This window comes from Chromobacterium alticapitis, from assembly GCF_002924365.1.
Taxonomy (GTDB): domain Bacteria; phylum Pseudomonadota; class Gammaproteobacteria; order Burkholderiales; family Chromobacteriaceae; genus Chromobacterium; species Chromobacterium alticapitis.
Genome location: NZ_PQWB01000068.1, coordinates 1 through 24,816, shown reverse-complemented (window position 1 = coordinate 24,816; position 24,816 = coordinate 1). Strand labels below are relative to the sequence as shown.

Here is a 24,816-nt window from a genome sequence, read left to right as displayed (position 1 = left end):
CGCGCGCGCGCGGCGGCTTCTTGCTCGATGTTTTGCCGGCCGGACTGGAAGTCGCGCCAGCCCATCATCAGGAAATAGCTGGTCAAGGTCAGCGCCAGCGCAAATACGATGGCCAAGGTGCCGAACAGCTGCAAGCGCGACAGCCTGGCTTGATTCAACTCCATCACGAGTCCGGACACTTCGAAAAGGGATAGCCAGTATACGGGATTATCCTGTATGTCATGGAAAATTGTCGGGCGGCGCGGTTGGATTTGCGTTAAAATCGCGCCCGGAAGTCAGCCAGACAATCGCCGCGCCCGCAAGGGCGGGGAGGAAAGTCCGGGCTCCGTAGAGCAGGATGCCGGCTAACGGCCGGGCGCCGCGAGGCGACGGAAAGTGGAACAGAGAGCTGAACCGCCGATGGCTTTGGCAACAGGGCACAGGCAAGGGTGAAAAGGTGTACCGGGAGGCGAAAGCCGGCCCGGACGAGCGGGGCAACCCGCTCGCGGTAAGAGCGCACCGCGGACGTGGCGACACGGACGGCAGGCTAAACCCCATCCGGAGCAAGACCAAATAGGGGGACGCCAACGTGGCTCGCGTTGTCCCCGGGTAGGTTGCTTGAGCCTGTCGGCAACGGCAGGCCTAGAGGAATGATTGTCCAACGACAGAACCCGGCTTATCGGCTGACTTCCACCCCCCCTCATTACTCCCGACTATCGAAGCTGCCTAAAAAATAAGCAAAAATTTTTCCCGGCCGCCGAAATTCCCTATACAATACCGACCCTTCCCGCGATTACCCATTTTTGACTTGTCATGCAGATAGGACCGTACCAACTGAAAAACCGGCTGATCGTAGCGCCGATGGCCGGGGTGACGGACAGGCCCTTCCGCATGTTGTGCAAACGCCTGGGCGCCGGCATGGCCGTTTCCGAGATGATCACCGCCAACAAGGCGCTGTGGACCACGCCCAAGACGTTGCGCCGCGCCAACCACGAGGGCGAAGTGGAGCCCATCGTGGTGCAGATCGCCGGAGGCGAGCCGCAGATGCTGGCCGAGGCGGCCCGGCTCAACGTGGAGCATGGCGCGCAGATCATAGACATCAATATGGGTTGTCCGGCGAAGAAAGTGTGCAATGTGGCCGCCGGCTCGGCGCTGCTGCGCGACCTGGACAACGTCGGCCGCATCCTGGAAGCGGTAGTCAAGGCGGTGGACGTGCCGGTGACGCTGAAGACCCGCACCGGCTGGAGCCGCGATGTGAAGACCGCGCTCAGGGTGGCGCAGATGGCCGAGGAAGCCGGCATCGCCGCGCTGGCGCTGCATGGCCGCACCCGCGAGGACATGTACCGGGGCGACGCGGAGTACGACACGATACGCGAGGTGAAGCGCGCGATTTCCATTCCGGTGATCGCCAACGGCGACATCGACTCGCCGGCCAAGGCCAAGCATGTGCTCGATTACACCGGCGCCGACGCGATCATGATAGGCCGCGCGGCGCAGGGGCGGCCGTGGATTTTTCGCGAGATCCAGCACTATCTGGAAACCGGGATGGAGTTGCCGCCGCCGACGGTGGGCGAAATCCGCGAGCTGATGCTGGGCCATCTGGACGAGCTTTACGGTTTTTACGGCGAGTACTCGGGCTGCCGCATCGCCCGCAAGCACATCGCCTGGTACACCAAGGGACTGGCGGGCGGCAACGCCTTCCGCCAGCAGATGTACCAGCTGGAAAGCACCGAGGCGCAGCGGCTGGCGGTGGATGCGTATTTCTCCGGCCTTGGCGACGCCGGCGATCGTCTAAGCTATGTAGTCGAGGGCGAGGACAAGTTGGATCGCGACGTTGTCGCGGAGGGTGAGGCCTGCGGCGGCTGAGGCGGCGCGGACCTTACGGGGAACCCTAATCTGGACAGCAAATAACAAGATGCAAAACAACGATCACATCTCGCAGTCGGTGCGGCTGGCAATGGAACAGTATTTCAGAGATCTGGACGGCGAAGCGCCGTCCGCCATCTACGACATGGTGCTCGCCTGTGTCGAGAAGCCGCTGTTGGAGGTGGTGCTGATACACACCCAGGGCAACCAGACGCGAGCGGCGGAGTTGCTGGGCTTGAACCGCAACACCCTCCGCAAGAAGATGAAGTCGTATGATTTGATTTGAAGATAACCGGCCACACCGTCACAGGGTGGCCGGTTTTTTTTGCCCTTCCCGCGCGGCGAGGGGCGGGGATTCGATGGGCAGGCCGCTGTAGACGGGAGTCGAGCCGACGCGCGTGGTCGGCGGCCTGGGCCGGTTTTTATTGTGTTCATTCATAGCCAAAGCGGTAGAGAAACATGACCAAGATCGAACGAGCGCTGATCAGCGTGTCCGACAAGAGCGGTGTACTGGAATTCGCCAAGGAGCTGTCCTCCCTCGGCGTGCACATCCTGTCCACCGGCGGCACCGCCAAACTGCTGCAGGACGCCGGCGTGCCGGTGACCGAAGTGTCCGATTACACCGGCTTCCCGGAAATGCTGGACGGCCGCGTCAAGACGCTGCATCCCAAGGTGCATGGCGGCATCCTGGGCCGCCGCGATCTGCCGGAGCACGTGTCCACCATGGCCGAACACGGCATCGGCAATATCGACCTGGTGTGCGTGAACCTGTATCCGTTCGAGGCCACCATCGCCAATCCGGATTGCTCGCTGGAAGACGCGATCGAGAACATCGACATCGGCGGCCCGACCATGGTGCGCTCCGCCGCCAAGAACTGGGCCCATGTCGCCATCGTTACCGATAGCGCCGACTACCCGGAACTGGTGGCCGAACTGAAGGTCAACGATGGCAGGCTGGCCAAGACCACCCGCTTCGAGCTGGCCAAGAAGGCCTTCACCCACACCGCCGCCTACGACGGCGCCATCTCCAACTACCTGACCAGCCTGGCCGAAGGCGTGGTGGAAGGCAAGCCGGAGCGCGTGGCCTTCCCGAACCGCCTGAACGCCCAGTTCATCAAGGTGCAGGACATGCGCTACGGCGAAAACCCGCATCAGGCCGCTGCCTTCTACCGCGATCTGGACCCGGCTGCGGGCAGCATCGCCCATTACCAGCAGCTGCAGGGCAAGGAACTGTCCTACAACAATATCGCCGACGCCGACGCCGCCTGGGAGGCGGTGAAGACTTTCGAGCAGACCGCCTGCGTCATCGTCAAGCACGCCAACCCGTGCGGCGTGGCCGTCGGCCCGGACACGCTGTCCGCCTACAAGCTGGCCTTCGCCACCGACACCACCAGCGCCTTCGGCGGCATCATCGCCTTCAACCGCCCGGTGGACGCGGAGACGGTGGAAGCCGTGACCGGCCAGTTCCTGGAAGTGCTGATCGCCCCGGCCTTCAGCGACGAGGCCAAGGCCATCATCGCCGCCAAGAAGAACGTGCGCGTGCTGGAGATTCCGCTGGAAGCGGGTTCCAACCGCTTCGAGCTGAAGCGCGTGGGCGGCGGCGTGCTGGTGCAGACGCCGGACATCCGCAACGTGGGCCTGGACGAGCTGCGCGTGGTCAGCAAGCGCCAGCCGACGGCGCAGGAGATGTCGGACTTGCTGTTCGCCTGGCGCGTGGCCAAATTCGTCAAATCCAACGCCATCGTGTTCTGCAAGGACGGCCAGACCGCCGGCATCGGCGCCGGCCAGATGAGCCGCGTCGACTCCACCCGCATCGCCGCGCGCAAGGCGCAGGACGCCGGCTTGAGCCTGGCTGGCGCGGTGGCGGCGTCTGACGCCTTCTTCCCGTTCCGCGACGGCATCGACGTCATCGCCGAGCAGGGCATCAAGGCCATCATCCAGCCGGGCGGCTCCATGCGCGACGAGGAAGTGTTCGCCGCCGCCGACGAGCACGGCATCGCGCTGGTGTTGACCGGCGTGCGCCACTTCCGCCATTGATATGCTTTTGAAACGGCGCGCGCGCATCCTGGCTATGCTGGCGCGCCGCCCTCTCCCCTGGTGGGAGAGGGATCGGGGGAGAGGGAGCGCCGCTCCCATCTTCGACCCTAACCCTTGCAGACGGAACGCTCCCGCGGGGCGTTTCGCGTAACGGAAGAAAACCATGAAAGTTCTCGTGATCGGCTCAGGCGGCCGCGAACATGCGCTGGCCTGGCGCATCGCCAAGTCCAAGCGCGTGTCCAAGGTGTTTGTCGCGCCGGGCAACGCCGGCACCGCGCTGGACGCCAACCTGACCAATGTGCCGGCCAACGGCGTGGCCGAATGGCTGGCCCTGGCCAAGGAAGAGAAGATAGACCTGACCGTGGTCGGCCCGGAAGCGCCGCTGGCCGCCGGGGTGGTGGACGCCTTCCGCGGCGAGGGACTGAAAGTGTTCGGCCCCACTCAGTATTGCGCGCAGCTGGAAAGCTCCAAGGATTTCGCCAAGGCTTTCATGCTGCGCCATGGCATTCCCACCGCTGGCTATCAGACCTTCACCGACGCCGCCGCCGCACATGCCTATGTGGACGGCAGGGGCGCGCCCATCGTGATCAAGGCCGACGGCCTGGCCGCCGGCAAGGGCGTGGTGGTGGCGATGACGCTGGAAGAGGCGCATGCCGCCATAGACGACATGCTGCTCGGCAACAAGATGGGCGAAGCCGGCAGCCGCGTGGTGATCGAGGACTTCCTGGCGGGCGAGGAAGCCAGCTTCATCGTGATGGTGGACGGCGAGCACGTGCTGCCCATGGCCACCAGCCAGGACCACAAGCGCCTGCTGGACCATGACCAGGGGCCCAACACCGGCGGCATGGGCGCCTATAGCCCGGCGCCGGTGGTGACGCCGGAAGTGCACAACCGCGTGATGCGCGAAATCATCCAGCCGGTGGTGCAGGGCATGAAGAAGGACGGCCACAGCTATACCGGCTTCCTGTATGCCGGCCTGATGATAGATGAGACGGGCCATCCCAAGGTGATCGAGTTCAACTGCCGCTTCGGCGATCCGGAAACCCAGCCCATCATGGCGCGCCTGAAGACCGACTTCACCACTCTGCTGGAGGCCGGCGTCAACGGCAAGCTGGATAAGGTGGAAGCCGAGTGGGACCGCCGCGTGGCGCTGGGGGTGGTGCTGGCCGCCGCCGGCTACCCGGACGCGCCGCGCAAGGGCGACGCCATCCACGGCGTCCCGGCGGAGAGCGAGGATGGCATTGTCTTTCATGCCGGCTCCGCGTTGGATGAGCAAGGCCAGTTGCGCGCCAGCGGCGGCCGCGTGCTGTGCGCGGTGGGCCTGGGCGACAGCGTCAAGATGGCGCAGTCCAGAGCTTATCAGTTGGCCGACGCCATCGAGTTCGCCGGCAAGCAATTCCGCCGCGACATCGGCGCCCGCGCCATCGGCCGCAAGCACTGAGCGTCCTATCTGGTGAAACAGCAGCGTCCATCCGGCCGCTGCTGTTTTGCTTTGGACAGGGCTTTCCCTCCTTCACTACAATGGCGTGTTTTTGGTAAGAGTGGGAACACGCGATGATTCTGGTGACCGGGGGGGCGGGCTATATCGGCAGCCATGCTTGCGTCGAATTATTGACGGCCGGCCATGAACTGGTGGTATTGGACAATCTGCGCCATGGCAAGGCGGAAGCGTTGCGCAGGGTGCAAGCACTGACCGGCAAGGCGCTGAGCTTCATTCACGGCGATATCCGGGACGAGGCGGCGCTGGAGGCGGCGTTCCGCTATCCCATCGACGCGGTGATCCATTTTGCTGGCCTGAAGGTAGTGGGCGATTCGGTTGTCAAACCGCTCGAATATTACGAAAACAATGTCGGAGGCACCCTGGCGCTGCTGGGCGCGATGCGGCGGCACGGCGTGAAACGGCTGGTGTTCAGCTCATCCGCCAATATCTACGGCAATCCGGGCCGCATGCCTATCGCCGAGGATACGCCTTTGTCTCCGGGCAGCCCCTATGGACGCAGCAAGCTGATGGCCGAGGAGATGCTGCGGGACTTGGCTTGGGCGGATCCGGAATGGCGCATCGCCGTGCTGCGCTATTTCAATCCGGTCGGCGCGCATGAAAGCGGCGAGATCGGCGAAGATCCAGAGGGGGCGCCGAATAATCTGTTGCCTTTCATTACTCAGGTGGCGTGCGGCAAGCAAGCCTTTCTGAATGTGTTCGGTGGTGATTATGCGACCCATGACGGCACCGGCGTGCGCGATTACATCCATGTGGCGGATTTGGCCGAGGGCCATCTGAAGGCGTTGGAGGTGCTAGAGCAGCGGCTCGGTCTGACCACGGCGAACCTAGGCACGGGCAGAGGCTATTCCGTGCTGGAAATGGTGAAAGCTTTCGAGCGGGTCAATGGCGTGGCCGTGCCGTACCAGATGGCTGCGCGCCGGGTAGGAGACATCGCGGAAAGCTGGGCCGATGTCTCCGCCGCCCGCACGCAGCTGGGATGGACGGCTAGGAAAGGCCTGGATGACATGTGCCGTGACAGCTGGCGCTGGCAATGCCGGAATCCGGCAGGTTTCTCCTGAACACGCAGGAGAGGGTGAGCGTCTGGCGCGGGCGCCGGCCGCAAAAGCCCAAGGCCGGCGCATCTTTCCCAATGCATGCCAATCATCTCTGGTTGCAGGAGGGAACCGTTCTTTTTCCGCCCGAAGCCTGTGCTTTTGCGCCATTGCCGCTACAATGACCGCTTCCCGTTTTATTGTGTCCGATCAAATCATGAAGTCTGGTTCCGGCCCCTTGCCGCGCCTGCCTGGCCGGTTGCTGCAAAGGCGCGCCCGCGGACGATTGCGCCAGGGCGGCGTAATCGCCTATTCCACCGAATCCTGCTACGGCCTGGGCTGCCATCCATTCGATGTCCGGGCGATCCGCCGCGTGCTGGCGCTGAAAGCGCGGCCCAATCACAAGGGCCTGATCGTCATCGCCGCCGATATCGAGCAGATCCGCCACCTGATCCAGCCGCTTACCACTGCGCAGCGCGCGGAACTGGCGCGCTATTGGCCCGGTCCATATACCTTTTTGCTGCCCGCTTCGCGGCGCGTGCCGTCGGCGCTGCGCGGGCGCCACCACAAGATCGCGGTGCGGGTCACCGCCCATGGCGAGGCGGCGGCTTTGTGCCGGACGCTGGGCACCGCGCTGGTGTCCACGTCGGCCAACCGCGCCGGGCAGAAATCGCTGAAGACGGCGCAGGCCTGCCGCAAGGCTTTCAAACATAAGGCGCTGACCTTGCCCGGACGCATAGGCAAGCGGCGCAAGCCATCGACCATCATCGATCTGGAAAGCGGCCGCGTGTTACGCTAGCCGCAAGTGAACCGAGGACGAAAACGTGCAACAGATTTCATTCATCAGCCTGATCCTGAACGCCAGCCTGCTGGTGCAGTTGGTGATGGCCGGCCTGGCGCTGACCTCCCTGCTGTCCTGGGCGCTGATCTTCAACAAGATCGCGGTGTTGGGCGCGGCCAAGCGCCACAGCGAAGAGTTCGAGCGCAATTTCTGGAGCGGCGCGGACCTGAACCGCCTGTACGAGGACGTGTGCCGCCGCAGCGACGCGGTGGGCATGGAGCGCATCTTCCAGTCCGGCTTCGCCGAGTTTCTGAAACTGCGCGGCCGCGCCGGCACCGAGCTGTCCGACATCATGGACGGCTCGCGCCGCGCCATGCGCGCCGCGGCGCAACGTGAGCTGGACACGCTGGACAGCCATACTTCCTTCCTCGCCACAGTGGGTTCGGTCAGTCCCTATGTCGGCCTGTTCGGCACGGTGTGGGGCATCATGCACGCCTTCATCGGCCTCGGAAACGCCGGCCAGGCCACGCTGAGCACGGTGGCGCCGGGCATCGCCGAGGCGCTGGTGGCCACGGCCATCGGCCTGTTCGCGGCCATTCCGGCGGTGGTGGCCTACAACCGCTTCGCCACCGATGTGGACCGCATGGCCACGCGCTTCGACACCTATATGGAAGAGTTCTCCAACATCCTGCAGCGGCTGGCGATGCGATAGGCTTCTTGCCGTTTCGGCCGGCATGCGGCATGGTTTGGGTTCGAATCATTCGGACCTCGCCATGCCTTTTTCACGTCTTGCGCCGCTGACGCTGGCGGCATTTTTCGCGCTGTACATCATCTGGGGCTCCACTTACCTGGCCATTCGCGTCGGCGTGGCATCCTGGCCGCCGTTGATGATGGCCGGCATCCGCTTCACTTTGGCCGGCTGCGTCGTGCTGGCCTTTCTGCGCTGGCGCGGCGTGGCCTGGCCCGACTCGCGCCAGCTGCGCGGGGCGGCCATTCTGGGCGTACTGATGCCGGCGGTGGGCAATGGCCTGGTGACCATGGCCGAGCGCGAGGTGTCGTCCGGCGTGGCCGCGCTGGTGGTGGCCACGGTGCCGCTGTTCACGCTGCTGTTCGCCAGGCTGTTCGGCCATAAGTCGCGCGCGCTGGAGTGGGCGGGCATGGCGCTGGGCGTGTTCGGCATCGTATTGCTGAACTTGGGGAGCAGCCTCCAGGCCAGCCCGCAGGGGGCGGTTCTGCTCTTGCTGGCCTCGGCCGGCTGGGCGCTGGGTTCGGCCTGGAGCAAGCATCTGGCCCAGCCGCCGGGCGCGATGGGCAGCGCCTGGACCATGATTTTCGGCGGCCTGGCCTTGCTGCTGTCCAGCTTCGCCATCGGCGAGCGCCTGCAGGCCTGGCCCGGCGCGGCCGGCTGGGGAGCGTTGCTCTACCTGACGGTGTTCGGCTCGATGATCGCCTACAGCGCCTATCTTTATCTGCTGAAGACAGTGTCGGCGGCCGCGGCCACCAGCTACGCCTACGTCAATCCCGTGATCGCCGTGCTGCTGGGCGCGCTGTTTCTGGGCGAGCGTGTCGGGCTCCAGGAGATGCTGGCCATGGCGGTGATCGTGGCGGCGGTGCTGCTGATCAGCTGGCGGCGCTAGCGCCGCCAAGCCGTCTGCCGGCTATCGCGGCGCGGGGCCGTCCTTCTTCAGGTCTATGGTGTAGCTGTAGCCGGGGTAGCCGTCGTTGAGGTAGACGCGGTTGGCCGCGGCATCGCGCGACGGTTCGATCACCGCTTCCCCTCCCCGAACGCCGAGCGCGCCGATGCGGATGATGCGCGATGCCGCGTTCACCTGGCGCGCCAGCTCGTAAGGCCAGTTGGCCGCGCGGCCGCTGGCCGCGTTCAGCCGCATGCTCTGGCTCTCCGCGTCGCGGCCCATGGCGTCGAACACGCGCAGGGTGGCGCTGCCGCCGGCAGGCAGATCGCCGTGCGCCACCACGCGGCCAATCTCCTTCCAGGCATTGGCCAGCGGCGCGGCCTGCTTGGCGCCGGCCGCGAACACCACGTCGGAGCAGGAGTAGAACGCCTCCTCGCTGTCCGAGCGCTTCCACACGTTGTAGAGGATGTGGCGGCCGCTCTTGCCTGGCGGCAGCTTCATGGTCATGTGATAGCGCTTGTTGGCGTCCAGCGGCGGCGTGCCGTTGTACGTGCCGAATAATTCTAGATCCGCCCATCGCAGCGGATGGTCGTCGCGCCAGCCATCCTTGGTGACGTAAAAGCGGAAATATTTGCTGGCGTGCGGCGCGGTGGCCTTGTAGACGAATTCGAAGTTGCCGGCGGCGTCCGGGGCGATGGGCGTGGTTTTCCAATCGTCTCGCGGCAGGTTGAACGAGCGGAAAGTGGCCTGGCCGCCGCCGCACAGCTGTCCGTCTGGCACCACCGCCTGGTGGTTGTCTCCAGGCGGATTGCGGTTGATGCCGTTCCAGTTGTACATCCCCTCGGCGCCGTCCAGTTGGCGCACGGCCTGGCAGGCCGCGCTTTGCGGCGTCTCCGGTCCTTCCAGATAGCAGCTGTAGACGCGGTTGACCGGCACTTCCATGGTGCCGTGGGCCCAGAGCGGCGCGTTCAGGCCGCTCAGCAGCAGCGGCAGGATGGCTTGCCATTGGCGTTTCATGTGGACTCCTTGTCGATAGTGGTATGCATGGCGCGGCTGGCGGCGCGCGGCGGATGTCGCGCCGCCGCCGGCATGCCAAGGCGGCGAGCCGGCATGATCTGGCTGCCATGTCAGGGTGGCCGGCCAAGCGAAAATTCTGGCAAAAAACAACTCCTTGCAGACCTGGCACTAAGGCTTGGGCGAGTGGCGCGCGCGCGATGGCTGACGCAAGTCATGGCGCTGTCGTTTTGTTGCCAGCGCACAGCGCTTTCCTGCTTGCGGAGGCTAAATTGGTATTGACGTGGTATTAATGTGGTATTAACGTTCGCAGTGTAGCGCGCGGATTACGCTGCGCGGGGGAAGTCGGACGGGATGCCGCCGGCGGGCGACAGGGCTTACACTGCAATTTTCAGACCACTTGCAGACGACCATGGAAAACCGCTGGCAAGCATTGAAACCGGATGAAACCCTGAGCACCCCGCTGTATCTGCAGCTGTCGCGCAAGCTGGCCGACGCGATCAACGCCGGCTGGTGGCAAGCCGACGAGGCGCTGCCGTCGGAGCGGACGTTTTCGGAGGAGTTGGGCATTTCGCGGGTGACCGCGCGCAAGGCGATGGACGTGCTGCTGGAGCAGGGCATGATCCGCCGGCGCCAGGGCTCGGGCACCTTCATCACGCCGAGGCTGGAGCAGCCCTTGTCGAGGTTGACCGGCTTCACCGAGCAGCTGCGGCTGCGCGGCTTCGTGCCGTCATCGGTGTGGCTGGAGCGCGGCGTGTTCGCGCCCAGCAACGAGGAAGTGATCAAGCTGGGGCTGTCGCCGACCTCGATGGTGGCGCGGCTGAAGCGCCAGCGCCTCGCCGACGGCGTGGTGATGGCGATTGAAATGAGTACGCTGCCGGTCGCGTATTTATCCGACCCGCAGCAAGTGGGCACTTCGCTGTACGCCCATTTGGACGCGACAGGACATTCGGTAGTGCGAGCCTTGCAGCACATCCGGGCGGTCAACGCTTCGGGCGACATCGCCACGCTTGCCGGCATACGGCCGGGCGAGGCGATGCTGCTGATCACCCGTATAGGCTACAACGCCGACAACGTGGCGATCGAGCTGACCGACACCTACTGCCGCAACGATTATTACGACTTTGTAGCCGAACTGAAACGATGACCCAGAACCAGACCTTGCAGGGCCGCATCCTTACCGCCTCCGGCTGGATGGACGGCGCCGTGCGCCTGGCGGCCGACGGCCGCATCGCAGCGATAGACGCCAAGCTGGCGTCCGGCCGGCAGCCGGAACGCTACATCCTGCCCGGCTTCATCGATCTGCACGTGCACGGCGGCGGCGGCGTGGACATCATGGAGGGCGGCGACACCGTCCATCATGTGGCGCGGCTGCACGCCCGTTTCGGCACCACGTCCTTGCTGGCCACCACCATGACCGCGCCGCCGGAGGAAATCTCCCGCGTGCTGGCGGACATCGGCCGCTGCAGCAAGGAGCGGGCGCCGGCCGGCAGCCGCGTGCTGGGCGTGCACCTGGAAGGTCCCTACATCAATCCGGGCAAGCTGGGCGCGCAGCCGGACGACGCCTGTCAGGCGGCGATGGCGCAGATAGACGGCTATCGCGCGCTGGCGCCGATTTCGCTGATCACGCTGGCGCCGGAAGTTCCGGGCCACCTCGACATCATCCGCCGGCTCAGCGAACAGGGCGTCAAGGTGCAGATGGGCCATACCCTGGCCAGCTACGAGGACGCCGTGTCCGCGCTGGAACAGGGCGCGTCCGGCTTCACTCACCTCTTCAATGCCATGACCGGCCTGCATCATCGCGAGCCGGGCGTGGTGGGCGCGGCGCTGGCGCATGCCGAGTACGCCGAGCTGATTCCCGATTTGCTCCACGTCCATCCGGGCGCCATTCGCACCGCGCTGCGCGCCATTCCGCGCCTGTATTGCGTCACCGACTCCACTGCCGCCGCCGGCATGCCGGACGGCCAGTACAAGCTGGGCTCCCATTCCGTCACCAAGTGCATGGGCGGGGTGAGGCTGGCCGATGGCACCCTGGCCGGCAGCACGCTGACCATGGACCAGGCGCTGCGCAATCTGGTGAAGATAGGCCTGCCGCTGGCGGACGCCTCGCATCGTTTGTCGCTGTACCCGGCCGACTATCTGGGCCTGGCCGACCGCGGCCGGCTGGAAGCCGGCGCCTGGGCCGACATCGCGGTGCTGGATGCGGAACTGAATTTGCAGCAAGTCTACGTTGAGGGAGAGGAAATTGGCCTCGTTGATGCTTGAAGAAGCGCTGTACGCCGCCGAGGCGGTGGCCGCGCAACATATGTACGCCGATGAAGGCCTGGCCGCGCTGGGACGCGAGCTGGCCCGCATCAGCCCGCGCCTGGCGCTGACCGTGGCGCGCGGCAGCTCGGACCACGCCGCCAGCTACTTCGCCTACCTGGCCATGCAGCGGCTGGGCGTGCCGGTGGTGTCGCTGCCGATGTCCATCGTCACGCTGCACCAGTCGCCGCTGGCGGTGTCCGGCCAACTGGCCGTGGCGGTGTCGCAGTCCGGCCAGAGCCCGGACCTGGTGGACACCATGAAGGCCCTGTCCGCCGCCGGCGCCCATACCGTGGCCCTGGTCAACAAGCCTGGCTCGCCGCTGGCGGAAGCCTGCCATTGGGCGGCGCCGTTGTGCGCCGGCGAAGAAAAGAGCGTGGCGGCCACCAAGAGCTACATTACTTCGCTGTCCGCGGTGGCGCGCCTGGTGGCGCACTGGCAGAACGACGCCGGCCTGCTGGCCGCGCTGGAAAACCTGCCCAAGCGCTTGAGCGAGGCGGCCGCCCAGGACTGGTCTGTTGCCATCGATGTATTGAAGCCGGCCGAGCGCATCATGGTGGTGGGCCGCGGCCTCGGCTTCGCCGTGGCGCTGGAAGCGGCGCTGAAATTCAAGGAAACCTGCGCCATCCAGGCGGAGGCCTTCTCCGGCGCCGAGATCAAGCATGGCCCGATGGCGCTGATAGACGAGGGCTACCCGCTGCTGATCTTCGCGCCGCGCGGACCGGAGCAGCAGGGCTTGGTCGCCCTGGCCGCCGAGATGCGCGGCCGCGGCGCCAAGGTGCTGCTGGCGGCGCCGGCCGAGGTGGAAAGCCGCGACCTGACGCTGGCGGTGGCCGACGACGAGGCGCTGGACCCGCTGCTGGCCATCCAGAGCTTCTACCTGATGGCCGCCCGGCTGTCCGAGGCGCGCGGCCTGAACCCCGACGTGCCGCGCCACTTGTCCAAGGTGACCTGCACCCGCTGAGCGGGAGGCGAACAGGCGGCGCAGACCGCCATGGCGGCCGCGGATAGGCGGCCGCCGATCAGAACAGACAGTACAAGGACGCTCGATGACCACAAGCTTAGAACTGCTGGCGCCGTTTTCCGGCCCGGCCATTGCGCTCGACCGCGTGCCCGATCCGGTGTTCGCCGGCCTGATGATGGGCGACGGCCTGGCCGTGGAGCCATTGTCCTCCACGCTGCTGGCGCCTTGCGGCGGCACGGTGGCCCAGCTGGCCCGCACCGGCCATGCGCTGACCCTGCTGGCCGACAACGGCGCGGAGGTGCTGATCCACATCGGCATCGACACGGTCAAGCTGGATGGCCGCGGCTTTCTGCCGCTGGTGGGCGTCGGCGAGCGGGTGTCCGCCGGCCAGCCGCTGATCGAGGTGGACCTGGATGCGGTGGCGCGCGGTGCACTGTCCTTGCAGACCATGGTGGTCATCGCCAATTCCGAGCAGTTCGATTTTCCCCTCCGCGCCGAAGGCCTGCTAGAAGCGGGCCGGACGCGCTTCCTGACCGTGGCGGCTCGCGGGGCTGTCTCCCCCCGCGAGTCCGCCGGCGGGCCGGAATGCCGCGGCGAGTCGACGGTGCTGCACGAGGGCGGCCTGCACGCGCGGCCGTCTGCGCTGGTGCAGCAAGCCGCCAAGGCGTTTGCCGCGGAAACCTTCATTGAATTCAATGGCAAGCAGGCCAACGCGCGCAGCGTGGTGGCCATGCTGGGCCTGGGCGTGGCCGAAAACGACGCCGTGGCGGTGATCGCGCGCGGCGCGGACGCCGCCGCCGCATTGGCCGCGGTGCAAGCCGCCTTGTCCACCCGCAGCGCCGCCGGCCACGCGCCGGCAGCCGCCGCCGTGGCCAAAGTGGCGGGCCGCATCGCCGGCGTGGCCGCCGCGCCCGGCATCACCGTCGGCCAGGCGGTGCGGCTGGACGCCTTCGACATGCCGCTGCCCGAGCGCGGCGACGGCGAAGAGGCCGAGCGGGCCAAGCTGGGCGAGGCGCTGCAGTCGGCGCGCCGGCAGATACAACAAGGCATAGATGCCGCCTTGCGTCGAGGCGCGACCGCGGAGAGCGATATCTTCGCCGCCCACCTGTCGCTGCTGGACGATCCCGAGCTGCTGGCCGCGGCCGCGCTCGATATCGCCGGCGGCGCGAGCGCCGGTCTGGCCTTCCGCCGCGCGGTGCGCGCGCAGTGCGAGGTGTTGGCCGGCCTGGGCAACGCTATTTTGGCCGAGCGCGTGGCGGATCTGAAAGACATAGAACGCCAGTTGCTGGCGGCGCTGTACGGCGAGCCCGAAGAGGGGCCTGAGCTGTTCGAGGCCTCCATCCTGGTGGCCGAGGACCTGGCGCCGTCAGCGCTGACCCGGCTGCCGCGCGCCAAGATCGCCGGCATCGTCACCGCCGCCGGCGGCGCCAGCGGCCATGTGGCCATCCTGGCGCGCGCCTTGGGCATCCCGGCCCTGGTGGCCTGCGGCGCGGACGCGCTGACGCTGGCGCATGGCCAGACCCTGGTGCTGGATGCCGGCGCCGGGCTGGCCAATCCGCAGCCGAACGCGGCCGAACTGGCCGCCGCGCGCGCCGAGATCGAACGGCTGGCGGCGCGCTTGCGCGCGATGCAGGCATCGGCCAACGCGCCGGCCATTACGCTGGACGGCGCGGCGATCGAGGTGGCGGTCAACGTCGCCAACGCCGACGACGCGCGCGAGGGCGTGGCCCATGGCGCGGACGCCGTCGGCTTGCTGCGCACCGAATTCCTGTTCATAGACCGGCGAGAAGCGCCGACCGAGGCAGAGCAGACCGAGGCCTACCAGTCGGTGTTGGACGCGCTGGACGGCCGCCACGCCATTATCCGCACGCTGGATGTGGGCGGCGACAAGGACGTGCCCTATCTGCAGCTGCCGCCGGAGCCGAACCCGGCGCTGGGCCTGCGCGGCATCCGCACCGGCTTCGCCTATCCGGACATGCTGGACGCGCAGCTGCGCGCCTTGCTGATGGTGAAGCCGCTGTCGCGGCTGCGCATCCTGGTGCCGATGATCGCCGACGCGGGCGAGCTGATCCGCCTGCGCGGCCGCATCGACGAACTCGCCGCCGAGATGGGCGTGAGCGAGCGGCCGCAGTTGGGCGTGATGGTGGAAGTGCCGTCCGCCGCCTTGCTGGCGGACCAGCTGGCCCGCCATGCCGATTTCCTGTCCGTGGGCAGCAACGACCTGACCCAGTACACGCTGGCGATGGACCGCTGCAACGCCACGCTGGCCGCGCGCATCGATTCCCTGCATCCGGGCCTGCTGCGGCTGATCGCCATCGCGGCGGACGGCGCGGCCAAGCATGGCAAGTGGCTGGGCGTGTGCGGCGCGATGGCGTCGGACCCGCTCGCGGTGCCGGTGCTGCTGGGCCTGGGCGTGACCGAGCTGTCGGTCAGCCCGCGCCTGGTGCCCGAGGTGAAGAGCCTGGTGCGCAGCCTGTCGCTGCGGCAGTGCCGCGAGGAGGCAGCCCGCCTGTTGGCGCTGGACTCGGCGCAGGCGGTGCGCGGCAGGGTCAAGGAGTTGTGGCCCTTCGTCTGAAGCGGACGCGGGGCAATCGACGCTGTGATGTGAAGAGCTGGGGAGCCGCCGTTAGACAAGACGGCACCAGAATTAACCTGGGAGATATCTTGTGAGTACCTTGAACAAATTCGCAGGCATCCAGCAGCTGGGGCGCGCCCTGATGCTGCCGATCGCCGTGCTGCCGGTGGCCGGCCTGCTGCTGCGGCTGGGCCAGCCTGATCTGCTGGACATCAAGATCATGGCGCAGGCGGGCGACGCCATCTTCAGCAACCTGGCGCTGATCTTCGCCATCGGCGTGGCGGTGGGCTTCGCCAAGGACAACAACGGCACATCGGGCCTGGCCGGCGCCATCGGCTTCCTGGTGCTGACCGCCGTGCTGAAGGTGATAGACGACAAGATCAATATGGGCGTGCTGTCCGGCATTCTGTCCGGCCTGGTAGGCGGCTATCTGTACAACCGCTACAAGGACATCAAGCTGCCTAGCTATCTGGCCTTCTTCGGCGGCAAGCGCTTCGTGCCCATCGTCACCGGTTTCTCCATGCTGATCCTGGGCGCGGCGCTGGGCTATGTCTGGCCGCCGATCCAGCATGCCATCGATGCCATCGGCAAGTGGCTGATCGGCGCCGGCGAAGTGGGCGTGTTCTTCTACGGCGTGCTGAACCGCGTGCTGATCGTCACCGGTCTGCACCACATCCTCAACACCATGGTCTGGTTCCAGGTGGGTGACTTCACCAATGCCGCCGGCAAGCTGGTGCACGGCGACCTGACCCGTTTCTTCGCCGGCGACAAGACCGCGGGCATGTTCATGTCCGGCTTCTTCCCGGTGATGATGTTCGGCCTGCCGGCCGCCTGCCTGGCGATGTACCGCACCGCCAAGCCGGAAAACAAGGCGGCCGTCGGCGGCCTGCTGTTCTCGATGGCGCTGACCGCCATGCTGACCGGCGTGACCGAGCCCGTCGAATTCGCCTTCATGTTCCTGGCCCCGGCGCTGTACGCCATCCATGCCGTATTGACCGGCCTGGCCATGGCCATCATGCAGCTCTTGGGCGTCAAGCTCGGCTTCGGCTTCTCCGCCGGCCTGTTCGACTATCTGCTGAACTTCGGCCTGGCCACCAAGCCGTGGCTGCTGCTGCCCATAGGCGCGGCTTACTTCGTCGTCTACTACGGCCTGTTCGTGTTCTTCATCAAGAAGTTCGACCTGAAAACCCCGGGCCGCGAAGACGTGACGGTGGCCGCCGTTGAAGTCAAAGCCGGCACCGGCCGCGCGCGCGCCTTCATCGACGCGCTGGGCGGCGCGGCCAACCTGAAGCTGGTGGATGCTTGCACTACCCGTCTGCGCCTGCAAGTGGCCAGCAACGACAAGGTCAATGAAACCGCGCTGAAGGCGCTGGGTTCGCGCGGCCTGATCAAGCCGGCAGCCGGCAGCGTGCAAGTGGTGTTGGGACCGGAGGCCGATCTGATCGCCGACGAAATCCGCACCGCGCTGGCCGCGGGAGAGGGCGTTGCGCCGGCTCCGCAAGCCGCCGCCGAGAAGCTGGTGTCCGCCGCTGCCGCCAACGGCGCCAGCATAGACAAGGCGCGCTGGCTGGCCGCCTTGGGCGGCGCCGACAATGTGCGCAAAGTGGAAGTGGTGGCCGGCAGCCGGCTGCGGGTGGAGGTGGCCGATGCCGCGCGCGTGGACCAGGCCGTTTTGCAGCAACTGGGCGCCAGCGGCGTGACTTCGGTTTCGGCTAATGTATTGCACGTGGTTCTGCAAGGGGATGCCGGCCCGTATGCCGCGGTTTTGCAGGCTTGAAACGGCAAAGTAGGCAACATTTGATGTAGCGTGTTGATTACATTGTCAAATGGGTGGAAAGTGACAGCGCAAGGCGGGAAACGACCTTGCGCTGTTTTGTTTTCAGGGCTGTCGCGGCCGGCAACGCGCCGCGATCCGGATTCGCTTTATTTCGGTGGCGTCGTTTCAACCATCGAACCATTTATTGAGCTGTCACAAGCTGACAAGGAGACTTCATCATGGCTATCAAAGTCGGTATCAACGGTTTCGGTCGCATCGGTCGCATGGTGTTCCGCGCGATCGCCAAGGATTTCCCCGAGCTGGAAGTGGTCGGCATCAACGACCTGCTCGATCCGGAATACCTGGCCTACATGCTGAAGTACGACTCCGTGCACGGCCGCTTCCAGGGCGACGTCAAGGTGGAAGGCGGCAGCCTGGTCGTCAATGGCAAGACCATTCGCCTGACCGCGGAAAAGGATCCGGCCAATCTGAAGTGGAATGAAGTGGACGCCGAAATCGTCATCGACTGCACCGGCTTCTTCCTGACTAAGGAAAGCTGCCAGAAGCACATCGACGCCGGCGCCAAGAAAGTGGTGCAGTCCGCTCCGTCCAAGGACGACACCCCGATGTTCGTCTATGGCGTCAACCATGACAAGTACGCCGGCGAAACCATCGTTTCCGCCGCTTCCTGCACCACCAACTGCCTGGCCCCGGTGGCCAAGGTGCTGCATGACAACTGGGGCATCAAGCGCGGCCTGATGAGCACCGTGCACGCCGCCACCGCCACCCAGAAGACCGTGGACGGCCCGTCGTCCAAAGACTGGCGCGGCGGCCGCGGCATCTTGGAAAACATCATTCCGTCGTCCACCGGCGCCGCCAAGGCCGTGGGCAAGGTGATCCCGGAACTGAACAAGAAGCTGACCGGCATGGCTTTCCGCGTGCCGACTTCCGACGTGTCCGTGGTCGACCTGACCGTGGAGCTGGAGAAGGAAGCCGACTACGCCGACATCTGCAAGGCGATGAAGGCCGCTTCCGAAGGCGAGCTGAAGGGCGTGCTGGGCTACACCGATGAAAAAGTGGTGTCCACCGACTTCGTCGGCAACACCGCGCCGTCCACCTTCGACGCCGACGCCGGCATCGCGCTGGACAAGACCTTCATCAAGGTCGTCGCCTGGTACGACAACGAATACGGCTACACCTGCAATATGCTGCGCTTCGTGAAGCACGTGGCAGGCTGAGCCTGATCGAGTAAGGGAGAGTTGTTCTCTGTTTCGGCCGGCGCCCGCGAGGGCGTCGGCCGTTTTTTCATTCGTCTTCGTGCAGGGCCGGCATGCGCGGCGCCACCGGCATGTCGATGATGATGGAGGTCTTGGTGTCGCCGAACTGCATCAGCCGCGCGATCAACGCTTGCAGCGAGGCCATGGTGTCCACCGCCACCTTGATCATCAGGCCGCTGGTGCCGGTGATGGAAGCGCACTCTATCACTTCGGGCGTGTTGCGGATTTCGTCTATCACCACGAAATACTCCAGATGCTTGACTGTCAATTCGATCAGGCAGGAGATGGGCAGGCCGACGCGGCTCGGATCGATTTGCGCGCGGTAGCCGGTGATGACGCCGCTTTGCTCCAGCTTGGCCACGCGGTCCGCCACGGCGGGGGCCGACAGGTTCACCCGGCGCGCCAGTTCGGCGAAGCTGATTCTGGCATTTTCGTGCAGTGCGGCAAGGATTTTGCGGTCGAATCTGTCCATGTTTTCATTGTAAGGCTATTTGCTAGAAAAAACGTTTAAACAAAGGTAAAAATAAGAAAATTCCTTTGAATAATGTGCTAAAGATGCGGCATTGCTACGTAAAATTCAGCCCGTATCAGGAGCAGGAGGCATGTCCCGCCGCCTGTTCCGCTCCAAGATTGGTTGCGGATGAGCAGAGTCTACGACCCCCTCATTTGAGACTGTCCTGGTGATCTCTTTGTCCCTGGTCTCTTGTCAGATCAATGTTTTTGACGACGACCATTCCGGGTCTGCCCCATAGGCAGGCCCGTTTTTTTTGGGCGTCTGGATAGCTGGGCTGTCTTGGTGCAAAATGCCGGCAAACGTCACAAGACATGTCATATTACTGTCATCTGGCGTTTGTATCCTTGCCACAAAATCAAAACCCGAGGATAGCCGACATGGCCGCCAACATCTTGCTGGTCGAAGACGAACCGGCGATACAGGAACTGATCGCCTTCAATCTGGCCCAGGCCGGCCATCACGTGCTGCGCGCCGGCACCGCCGAGGCGGCGCTGACGCTGGTGAGGAACGCGCTGCCCGACCTGGTGCTGCTGGACTGGATGCTGCCCGGCGCCAGCGGCGTGGACGTGGCCAAGCGCCTGCGCGCCGACGAGCGCACCCGCCATATCCCCATCATCATGCTGACGGCCCGCTCCGACGAGCAGGACAAGATCATCGGCCTGGAAACCGGCGCCGACGACTATATCACCAAGCCGTTCTCGCCGCGCGAGCTGTTGGCCCGCATCAAGGCCGTGCTGCGCCGCCGCGCGCCGCAGATGACCGACGACGCGGTGGACGTACAGGGTCTGCGGCTGGATCCGGTGACCCACCGCGTGACCGGCCACGGCAACGTGATCGATCTGGGACCGACCGAATTCCGCCTGCTGCACTTCTTCATGACCCATCCAGAGCGCGTGCACTCGCGCGCCCAACTGCTGGACCAGGTGTGGGGCGACCACGTCTTCGTCGAGGAGCGGACCGTGGACGTGCATATCCGCCGCCTGCGCAGCGCGCTGGAAGGCACCCAGCATGACGGGCTGATTCAGACCGTGCGCGGCACCGGCTACCGTTTCTCCGTGCAGCAGTAGGCCGCGATGCGCGAATTCCTGCAAAGAACCGCGCTGTGGCTGGTGGCCATCACCGTCATCAGTTGCGGCTTCTGGGTCGCCTCATCGGGCACCGACGCGCTGCTGGCGCTGGCGATCTGCCTGAGCGCCTGGCTGGCCTTCAATCTGTACCACATCGCACTGCTGATGCGTTGGCTGCGCCATCCGGTGGCGGAGCGCGTGCCGGACGGCTTCGGCGTTTGGCACACCGTGTTCATGACGCTGTACCGCACCATGCGCACGCAGAGCCAGAGCAAGAAGAAGCTGACCCATGTGTTGGAGCGCTTCATCAACGCCGGCGAGGCGATGCCGGACGGCGTGGTGGTGCTGGACGAGCTGGACCGCATCGAGTGGGTCAATCCGATGGCGGTGGAGCATCTGGGCCTGGACCGCAAGCGCGACGTCGGCAACCAGATCCTCAACCTGATTCGCCAGCCTGCTTTTCATGCCTATATGAAGAACGCCAGCTTCAGCCAGCCGCTGATGCTGACCTTCAGCCAGCCGCGCGAGCTGGTGATCTCGCTGCAGCTGGTGCCGTTCGATTCCACGCGCAAACTGCTGCTGACGCGCGACATCACCCAGCTGGAGCGGGTGCAGACCGTGCACCGCGATTTCGTCGCCAACGTGTCGCATGAGCTGCGCACGCCGCTGACGGTGGTGGGCGGCTTCCTGGAAACGCTGTCGGACATGCCGGAAGTGGATGACCGCGTGTTCCGCCAGTTTCTGCCCATGATGATGGAGCAGTCGCGGCGCATGCAAAGCCTGGTGGAGGACTTGCTGACGCTGTCCAAGCTGGAGAACAGCCCCAAGGCGGTCAATTCCGAGCGGGTGGACATGCGCGATATGCTGGACACGCTGATGGTGGAAGCGGAAGGCTTGTCGCAGGGCCGCCATCAGGTCAAGTTGCTGCGCAACTGCGATTGCGGCCTGTGGGGCAGCAGCCAGGAGCTGCATTCGGCCTTCGGCAATCTGGTGTCCAACGCGGTGCGCTACACGCCGGAAGGCGGCTGCATCACCCTGGCCTGGCAAGACGAAGGCGAGTTCCTGCGCTTCTCCGTCGCCGACACCGGCATAGGCATTCCGCGCGAGCACATTCCGCGTTTGACCGAGCGCTTCTACCGGGTGGACCGCGGCCGCTCGCGCGGCAGCGGCGGAACGGGCCTGGGCCTCGCCATCGTCAAGCACGTGCTGGCGCGCCACCACGCCAGGCTGGAGATCAAGAGCGAGCCGGAGAAGGGCAGCACGTTCAGCGTGGTGTTTCCGCGCGAGCGGCGCCATGATGCCCAGGCCGCCTGATTGTGTTCGATCCAGCGCAAACCGCCGCGACAATTCCCTTGGCGCGGCGGTTGCGTCGCGTTAGGATATCTTTCTTTATCTCAAGCAATCTTCCGGACGCCTCACCATGAACCGTTTGCAAGCCATCCGTCCCTTCGGCCAGCGTATCTGGCTGGACAATCTGTCCCGTGAACTGATCGCCTCCGGCGAGCTGGCGCGTCTGCTGGCCGACGACGGCATTGCCGGCGTCACCTCGAATCCGGCCATTTTCTACAAGGCGATCAGCAGCGACGCCAGCTACCAGGGCGAATTGGCCGTGCTGAAGCAGGATGCGGCGCTGTCCGCCGAGGCGCGCTACGAGAAGCTGGTGGTGGCGGACATCCAGGCTGCCTGCGACCTGCTGCTGCCGCAATACGAGGCCAGCCAGGGCAATGACGGCTATGTCAGCCTGGAAGTCTCGCCGGAACTGTCGCGCGACGAGGCCGGCACCCTGGCCGCCGCCCGCCGCCTGTGGGCCGAAATCGGCCGCGCCAACGCGATGATCAAGATTCCCGCCACCGCCGAAGGCATCCGCGCATTCCAAACGCTGACCCGCGAAGGCGTCAACGTCAACATCACCCTGCTGTTCTCGCTGCCGCAAGTGGAAGCGGTGTGGGACGCCTACATCGCCGGCCTGTCCGCGCGGCTGGCCGACGGCCAGCCGGTGGGCGGCGTCAAGGCCGTGGCCAGCTTCTTCCTGTCGCGCGTCGACAGCCTGCTGGACGCGCAAGTGGCCGAGCAGCACAAGGGCAAGGTGGCGATCGCGCTGTCCAAGGCCGCTTACGCGCGCTACCAGGAGCGCTTCCACGGCGAGGAGTTCGCCAAGCTGCGCGCCGCCGGCGCCCGTCCGCAATTCCTGCTGTGGGCGTCCACCGGCACCAAGAACGCCGCCTATAGCGACGTGCTGTACGTGGAAAGCCTGATCGGCGACGAAACCGTCAACACCGTGCCGGATGCCACCATGGCCGCCTTCCGCGACCACGGCGACGCCGCGCTGACGCTGCCGGTGGGCATGGACCAAGCCAAGGCCTTGCTGGCCGAAGTGGAAGCCGCCGGCATCGACCTGGCCGCCGTCGGCGAGAAGCTGCAGCAGGATGGCCTGAAGCTGTTCGAAGACGCGTTCGTCCAACTGCTGAAACTGACTGCCTAAACCTGCCGCAGGCGGAAACACAACGGGTTGCCGGCGCGAGCGGGCAACCCGTTTTGCTTGGGCGAGCGGGGGATCAGGCGGCTTGAGCGCGGCGCTCGGCCATGCGGATGCCGGCTTGCCTCAGCTCATCGGCGCTCAAGGTGCTGGCGGCGGTGGGGAACAGCCAGGCCTCCTCGGCGGCGGCGTGCTCGCGGTACTGGCGCGCGAACTCCTGCAGCTCGCTCTTGCTGATCTGCTTGATGCGGCCGTCGCGCAGCGCGAGCAGGTCGTCGCGGATGGCGTTCCAGCATGAGTGCAGATAGCCGTGCTCGGCCGATAGCTGCTCCAGCCGCGAGGCGGCGGTCGGCACGCGCTCTTCTATCAGCGGGAACAGTTCTTCTTCTTCATCGGTATGATGGGCGGGGCCGGCGACATCGAAATAGCGCACCACGTCGTCTATCGTGTTGCGCGCGGCTTCGTCGACGCCGCGCTCCTCGATGTAGGGCGGCAGCTTGTCCAGCAAGTCGCAGAAGCGGCGGATCTTGTCGTGGCAGGCCAGCAGCATTTCCAGCGGCTGATCGAAGCTTGGCGCGGCCGCGGCGCCCAGAGTGTCGAGCGTGAGCATGTGGGAGGTCTCCAGCATTGGGTCAATCGAGATTGTGCCGTACCGCCGGGGCCGTGGACATGACATGCCTCAAGAGTAAACTGTCCGTCATAATGGCCGGATGGCGCGCGCGCCGGCAACGCATGTTCTTGATACCGCTTTGCGCGGTGGAACACAAGCGCGATTTTCCGCCGGCCGCATGACATTTGATGAAGACAAGGAAGCGACATGCAGCAGCCGTTCGAGGTCCGGGAACTGGATCTGGGCAATGTGGAAGAAGCGCGGCAAGCCTTGCGGGTGCAGCTGGCTTCGCACCAGCTGGAAGTGCAATGGCTGAACTATCCCGGTCTGCCCTTGTTGTGGCCGGACCTGGCCGCGGTGCGCAGCTGCCGCGAGCGCATTTGGGCCGCGTTCGAAGGCGGGGCGCTGCGCGGGCTGGTGGTGGTGTCGCGCCGTCCCGACGGCGGCATCCACATCGATCGCACCGTGGTCGATCCGGAGCATCTGGCTCAAGGCTGGGGCTACCGGCTGCTGAACCGGGCCGTGCAGGGCGAGACGAGTTGCAGCGTGGACACCGCGGAAGTGAATCGCGCCGCGCTGGCCCTATACCACAAGGCGGGTTTCGTGCAGACCCAGCGTTGGCTGACGCCGGACGGCCTGGCGCTGTGGCGGCTGGAGTATCGGCCGGCGGAGCCGCCGGCGCTGGAGCTGCGCGCCGATGGCTGGGTGAAGGGCGCGCTGCAATTGCCGTCGCCGAATTGCGACGAGCGCAGCCCCGGCTGCGTGCCGGAATTGCTGGTGATCCACAATATCAGCCTGCCGCCGTATCGCTACGGCGGCGCTGGCGTGGAGCAGCTGTTTACCAACCGGCTGGACCCCGCCGAGCATCCCTACTACCAGGGCATCCATCAGCTCAGGGTGTCAGCCCATTTTTTCATCCGCCGAGACGGTCAATTGCTGCAGTTCGTGCCGACGGGCAAGCGCGCCTGGCATGCCGGCGTGTCCAGCTGGCGGGGACGGGAGAAGTGCAACGACTTCTCCATAGGCGTGGAAATGGAAGGCTGCGACTTCGAACCATTCAGCGAGGCGCAATACCGCATGCTGGCGGCGCTGAGCGCGGCGCTGCGCAAGCGCTTGCCCTTGATCGCGGTGACGGGGCACGAGCATATCGCGCCCGGACGCAAGACCGATCCCGGTCCTTTCTTCGACTGGGCGCGCGCGCAGGCTGATTGTCAACTGGCGAATTAACGCAGGGGTTTTAATTCATCAGGGTATTATTCAAATTCAGACAAATAATATGGCCCGCCAATCGGCGGGTTTTTTTAATCCATCGAGCGGGAATGTCACTGGGTGAGTCAGGGCCATTCAACGCTGAACTCGTAGGCAAATGAACGGTCAGTATTTATTTGCGATATGCCACATGCTAACCCTCGCCATCCTTTCCTCCATCC

Annotated in this window: 21 protein-coding genes, 1 other RNA gene and 1 pseudogene; 20 read left to right on the top strand and 3 right to left on the bottom strand. The window is 65.4% G+C overall.

Annotated features, from left to right (window positions below; translation table 11 throughout):
- Positions 1 to 271: 271 nt before the first annotated feature.
- The 9 genes from rnpB (at position 272) to yedA (ending at position 8,832) form a co-directional block, all read left to right on the top strand.
- Positions 272 to 674: RNase P RNA component class A (rnpB, locus tag C2I19_RS14800), an RNA gene on the top strand.
- 118 nt (positions 675 to 792) lie between these two features.
- Positions 793 to 1,845: a tRNA dihydrouridine synthase DusB gene (dusB, locus tag C2I19_RS14795; RefSeq protein WP_103903460.1), complete on the top strand. Its 1,053-nt coding sequence runs from the start codon at positions 793 to 795 to the stop codon at positions 1,843 to 1,845.
- Positions 1,846 to 1,894: 49 nt separating this feature from the next.
- Positions 1,895 to 2,131, top strand: a complete 237-nt coding sequence (locus C2I19_RS14790) for a helix-turn-helix domain-containing protein (protein ID WP_011134100.1) — start codon at positions 1,895 to 1,897, stop codon at positions 2,129 to 2,131.
- A 173-nt stretch (positions 2,132 to 2,304) separates the two neighbouring features.
- On the top strand, positions 2,305 to 3,882 hold the full coding sequence (gene purH / locus C2I19_RS14785) for a bifunctional phosphoribosylaminoimidazolecarboxamide formyltransferase/IMP cyclohydrolase (protein WP_103903459.1): 1,578 nt from the start codon (positions 2,305 to 2,307) through the stop codon (positions 3,880 to 3,882).
- A gap of 163 nt (positions 3,883 to 4,045) precedes the next feature.
- The gene (purD, locus tag C2I19_RS14780) at positions 4,046 to 5,323 is read left to right on the top strand and encodes a phosphoribosylamine--glycine ligase (RefSeq protein ID WP_103903458.1); all 1,278 of its coding nucleotides are present in this window, start codon (positions 4,046 to 4,048) and stop codon (positions 5,321 to 5,323) included.
- Positions 5,324 to 5,436: 113 nt separating this feature from the next.
- The gene (galE, locus tag C2I19_RS14775; protein ID WP_103903457.1) at positions 5,437 to 6,441 is read left to right on the top strand and encodes a UDP-glucose 4-epimerase GalE; all 1,005 of its coding nucleotides are present in this window, start codon (positions 5,437 to 5,439) and stop codon (positions 6,439 to 6,441) included.
- A gap of 190 nt (positions 6,442 to 6,631) precedes the next feature.
- Positions 6,632 to 7,213 (top strand): L-threonylcarbamoyladenylate synthase type 1 TsaC, encoded by a 582-nt coding sequence (tsaC, locus tag C2I19_RS14770; protein WP_103903456.1) that lies wholly within the window; start codon positions 6,632 to 6,634, stop codon positions 7,211 to 7,213.
- 25 nt (positions 7,214 to 7,238) lie between these two features.
- Complete coding sequence (tolQ, locus tag C2I19_RS14765) at positions 7,239 to 7,907, top strand: protein TolQ (RefSeq protein WP_103903455.1); 669 nt, start codon at positions 7,239 to 7,241, stop codon at positions 7,905 to 7,907.
- A 61-nt stretch (positions 7,908 to 7,968) separates the two neighbouring features.
- The gene (gene yedA, locus C2I19_RS14760; protein WP_103903461.1) at positions 7,969 to 8,832 is read left to right on the top strand and encodes a drug/metabolite exporter YedA; all 864 of its coding nucleotides are present in this window, start codon (positions 7,969 to 7,971) and stop codon (positions 8,830 to 8,832) included.
- A 21-nt stretch (positions 8,833 to 8,853) separates the two neighbouring features.
- On the opposite strand, the gene C2I19_RS14755 is transcribed toward yedA, so the two are convergent.
- Entirely contained in the window at positions 8,854 to 9,846 is a 993-nt protein-coding gene (locus C2I19_RS14755) for a lytic polysaccharide monooxygenase (RefSeq protein ID WP_103903454.1), read from the bottom strand.
- A gap of 409 nt (positions 9,847 to 10,255) precedes the next feature.
- On the opposite strand from C2I19_RS14755, the gene C2I19_RS14750 reads away from it, so the two are divergent.
- The 6 genes from C2I19_RS14750 (at position 10,256) to gap (ending at position 18,680) form a co-directional block, all read left to right on the top strand.
- On the top strand, positions 10,256 to 10,990 hold the full coding sequence (locus C2I19_RS14750; RefSeq protein WP_103903453.1) for a GntR family transcriptional regulator: 735 nt from the start codon (positions 10,256 to 10,258) through the stop codon (positions 10,988 to 10,990).
- Positions 10,987 to 12,108 carry an N-acetylglucosamine-6-phosphate deacetylase gene (gene nagA / locus C2I19_RS14745; RefSeq protein ID WP_103903452.1) on the top strand — a complete coding sequence of 374 codons (1,122 nt, stop codon included), beginning with the start codon at positions 10,987 to 10,989 and terminating at the stop codon, positions 12,106 to 12,108. The genes C2I19_RS14750 and nagA overlap by 4 nt, the downstream gene beginning before the upstream one ends.
- A complete protein-coding gene (locus C2I19_RS14740) occupies positions 12,101 to 13,111 on the top strand; it encodes an SIS domain-containing protein (protein ID WP_103903451.1) in 1,011 nt (336 codons plus the stop codon). Before nagA ends, C2I19_RS14740 begins: the two co-directional genes overlap by 8 nt.
- An 85-nt stretch (positions 13,112 to 13,196) precedes the next feature.
- Entirely contained in the window at positions 13,197 to 15,686 is a 2,490-nt protein-coding gene (ptsP, locus tag C2I19_RS14735) for a phosphoenolpyruvate--protein phosphotransferase (RefSeq protein WP_103903450.1), read from the top strand.
- A gap of 91 nt (positions 15,687 to 15,777) precedes the next feature.
- Positions 15,778 to 17,463, top strand: coding sequence for an N-acetylglucosamine-specific PTS transporter subunit IIBC (nagE, locus tag C2I19_RS14730; RefSeq protein WP_103903449.1), 1,686 nt, complete (start codon positions 15,778 to 15,780; stop codon positions 17,461 to 17,463).
- Positions 17,464 to 17,681: 218 nt separating this feature from the next.
- Positions 17,682 to 18,680, top strand: a complete 999-nt coding sequence (gap, locus tag C2I19_RS14725) for a type I glyceraldehyde-3-phosphate dehydrogenase (protein ID WP_103903448.1) — start codon at positions 17,682 to 17,684, stop codon at positions 18,678 to 18,680.
- A gap of 67 nt (positions 18,681 to 18,747) precedes the next feature.
- Here gap and C2I19_RS14720 read toward each other — a convergent pair whose 3' ends face one another.
- Positions 18,748 to 19,191 carry an Lrp/AsnC family transcriptional regulator gene (locus tag C2I19_RS14720; protein WP_103903447.1) on the bottom strand — a complete coding sequence of 148 codons (444 nt, stop codon included), beginning with the start codon at positions 19,189 to 19,191 and terminating at the stop codon, positions 18,748 to 18,750.
- Between the two features lie 419 nt (positions 19,192 to 19,610).
- On the opposite strand from C2I19_RS14720, the gene phoB reads away from it, so the two are divergent.
- The 3 genes from phoB (at position 19,611) to tal (ending at position 22,782) form a co-directional block, all read left to right on the top strand.
- A complete protein-coding gene (gene phoB, locus C2I19_RS14715) occupies positions 19,611 to 20,300 on the top strand; it encodes a phosphate regulon transcriptional regulator PhoB (protein ID WP_103903446.1) in 690 nt (229 codons plus the stop codon).
- Between the two features lie 6 nt (positions 20,301 to 20,306).
- On the top strand, positions 20,307 to 21,614 hold the full coding sequence (phoR, locus tag C2I19_RS14710) for a phosphate regulon sensor histidine kinase PhoR (protein ID WP_103903445.1): 1,308 nt from the start codon (positions 20,307 to 20,309) through the stop codon (positions 21,612 to 21,614).
- Between the two features lie 106 nt (positions 21,615 to 21,720).
- A complete protein-coding gene (tal, locus tag C2I19_RS14705; RefSeq protein ID WP_103903444.1) occupies positions 21,721 to 22,782 on the top strand; it encodes a transaldolase in 1,062 nt (353 codons plus the stop codon).
- Between the two features lie 73 nt (positions 22,783 to 22,855).
- Here the strand turns inward: tal and C2I19_RS14700 are convergent, their stop codons facing one another.
- Positions 22,856 to 23,386: a hemerythrin domain-containing protein gene (locus C2I19_RS14700; protein ID WP_103903443.1), complete on the bottom strand. Its 531-nt coding sequence runs from the start codon at positions 23,384 to 23,386 to the stop codon at positions 22,856 to 22,858.
- 207 nt (positions 23,387 to 23,593) lie between these two features.
- On the opposite strand from C2I19_RS14700, the pseudogene C2I19_RS22520 reads away from it, so the two are divergent.
- Together C2I19_RS22520 and ampD are read left to right on the top strand one after the other, a co-directional pair.
- Positions 23,594 to 24,019, top strand: a pseudogene (locus C2I19_RS22520) (GNAT family N-acetyltransferase); the annotation flags it as partial.
- Between the two features lie 48 nt (positions 24,020 to 24,067).
- Positions 24,068 to 24,613 carry a 1,6-anhydro-N-acetylmuramyl-L-alanine amidase AmpD gene (ampD, locus tag C2I19_RS22515; protein WP_304529154.1) on the top strand — a complete coding sequence of 182 codons (546 nt, stop codon included), beginning with the start codon at positions 24,068 to 24,070 and terminating at the stop codon, positions 24,611 to 24,613.
- Positions 24,614 to 24,816 lie beyond the last annotated feature (203 nt).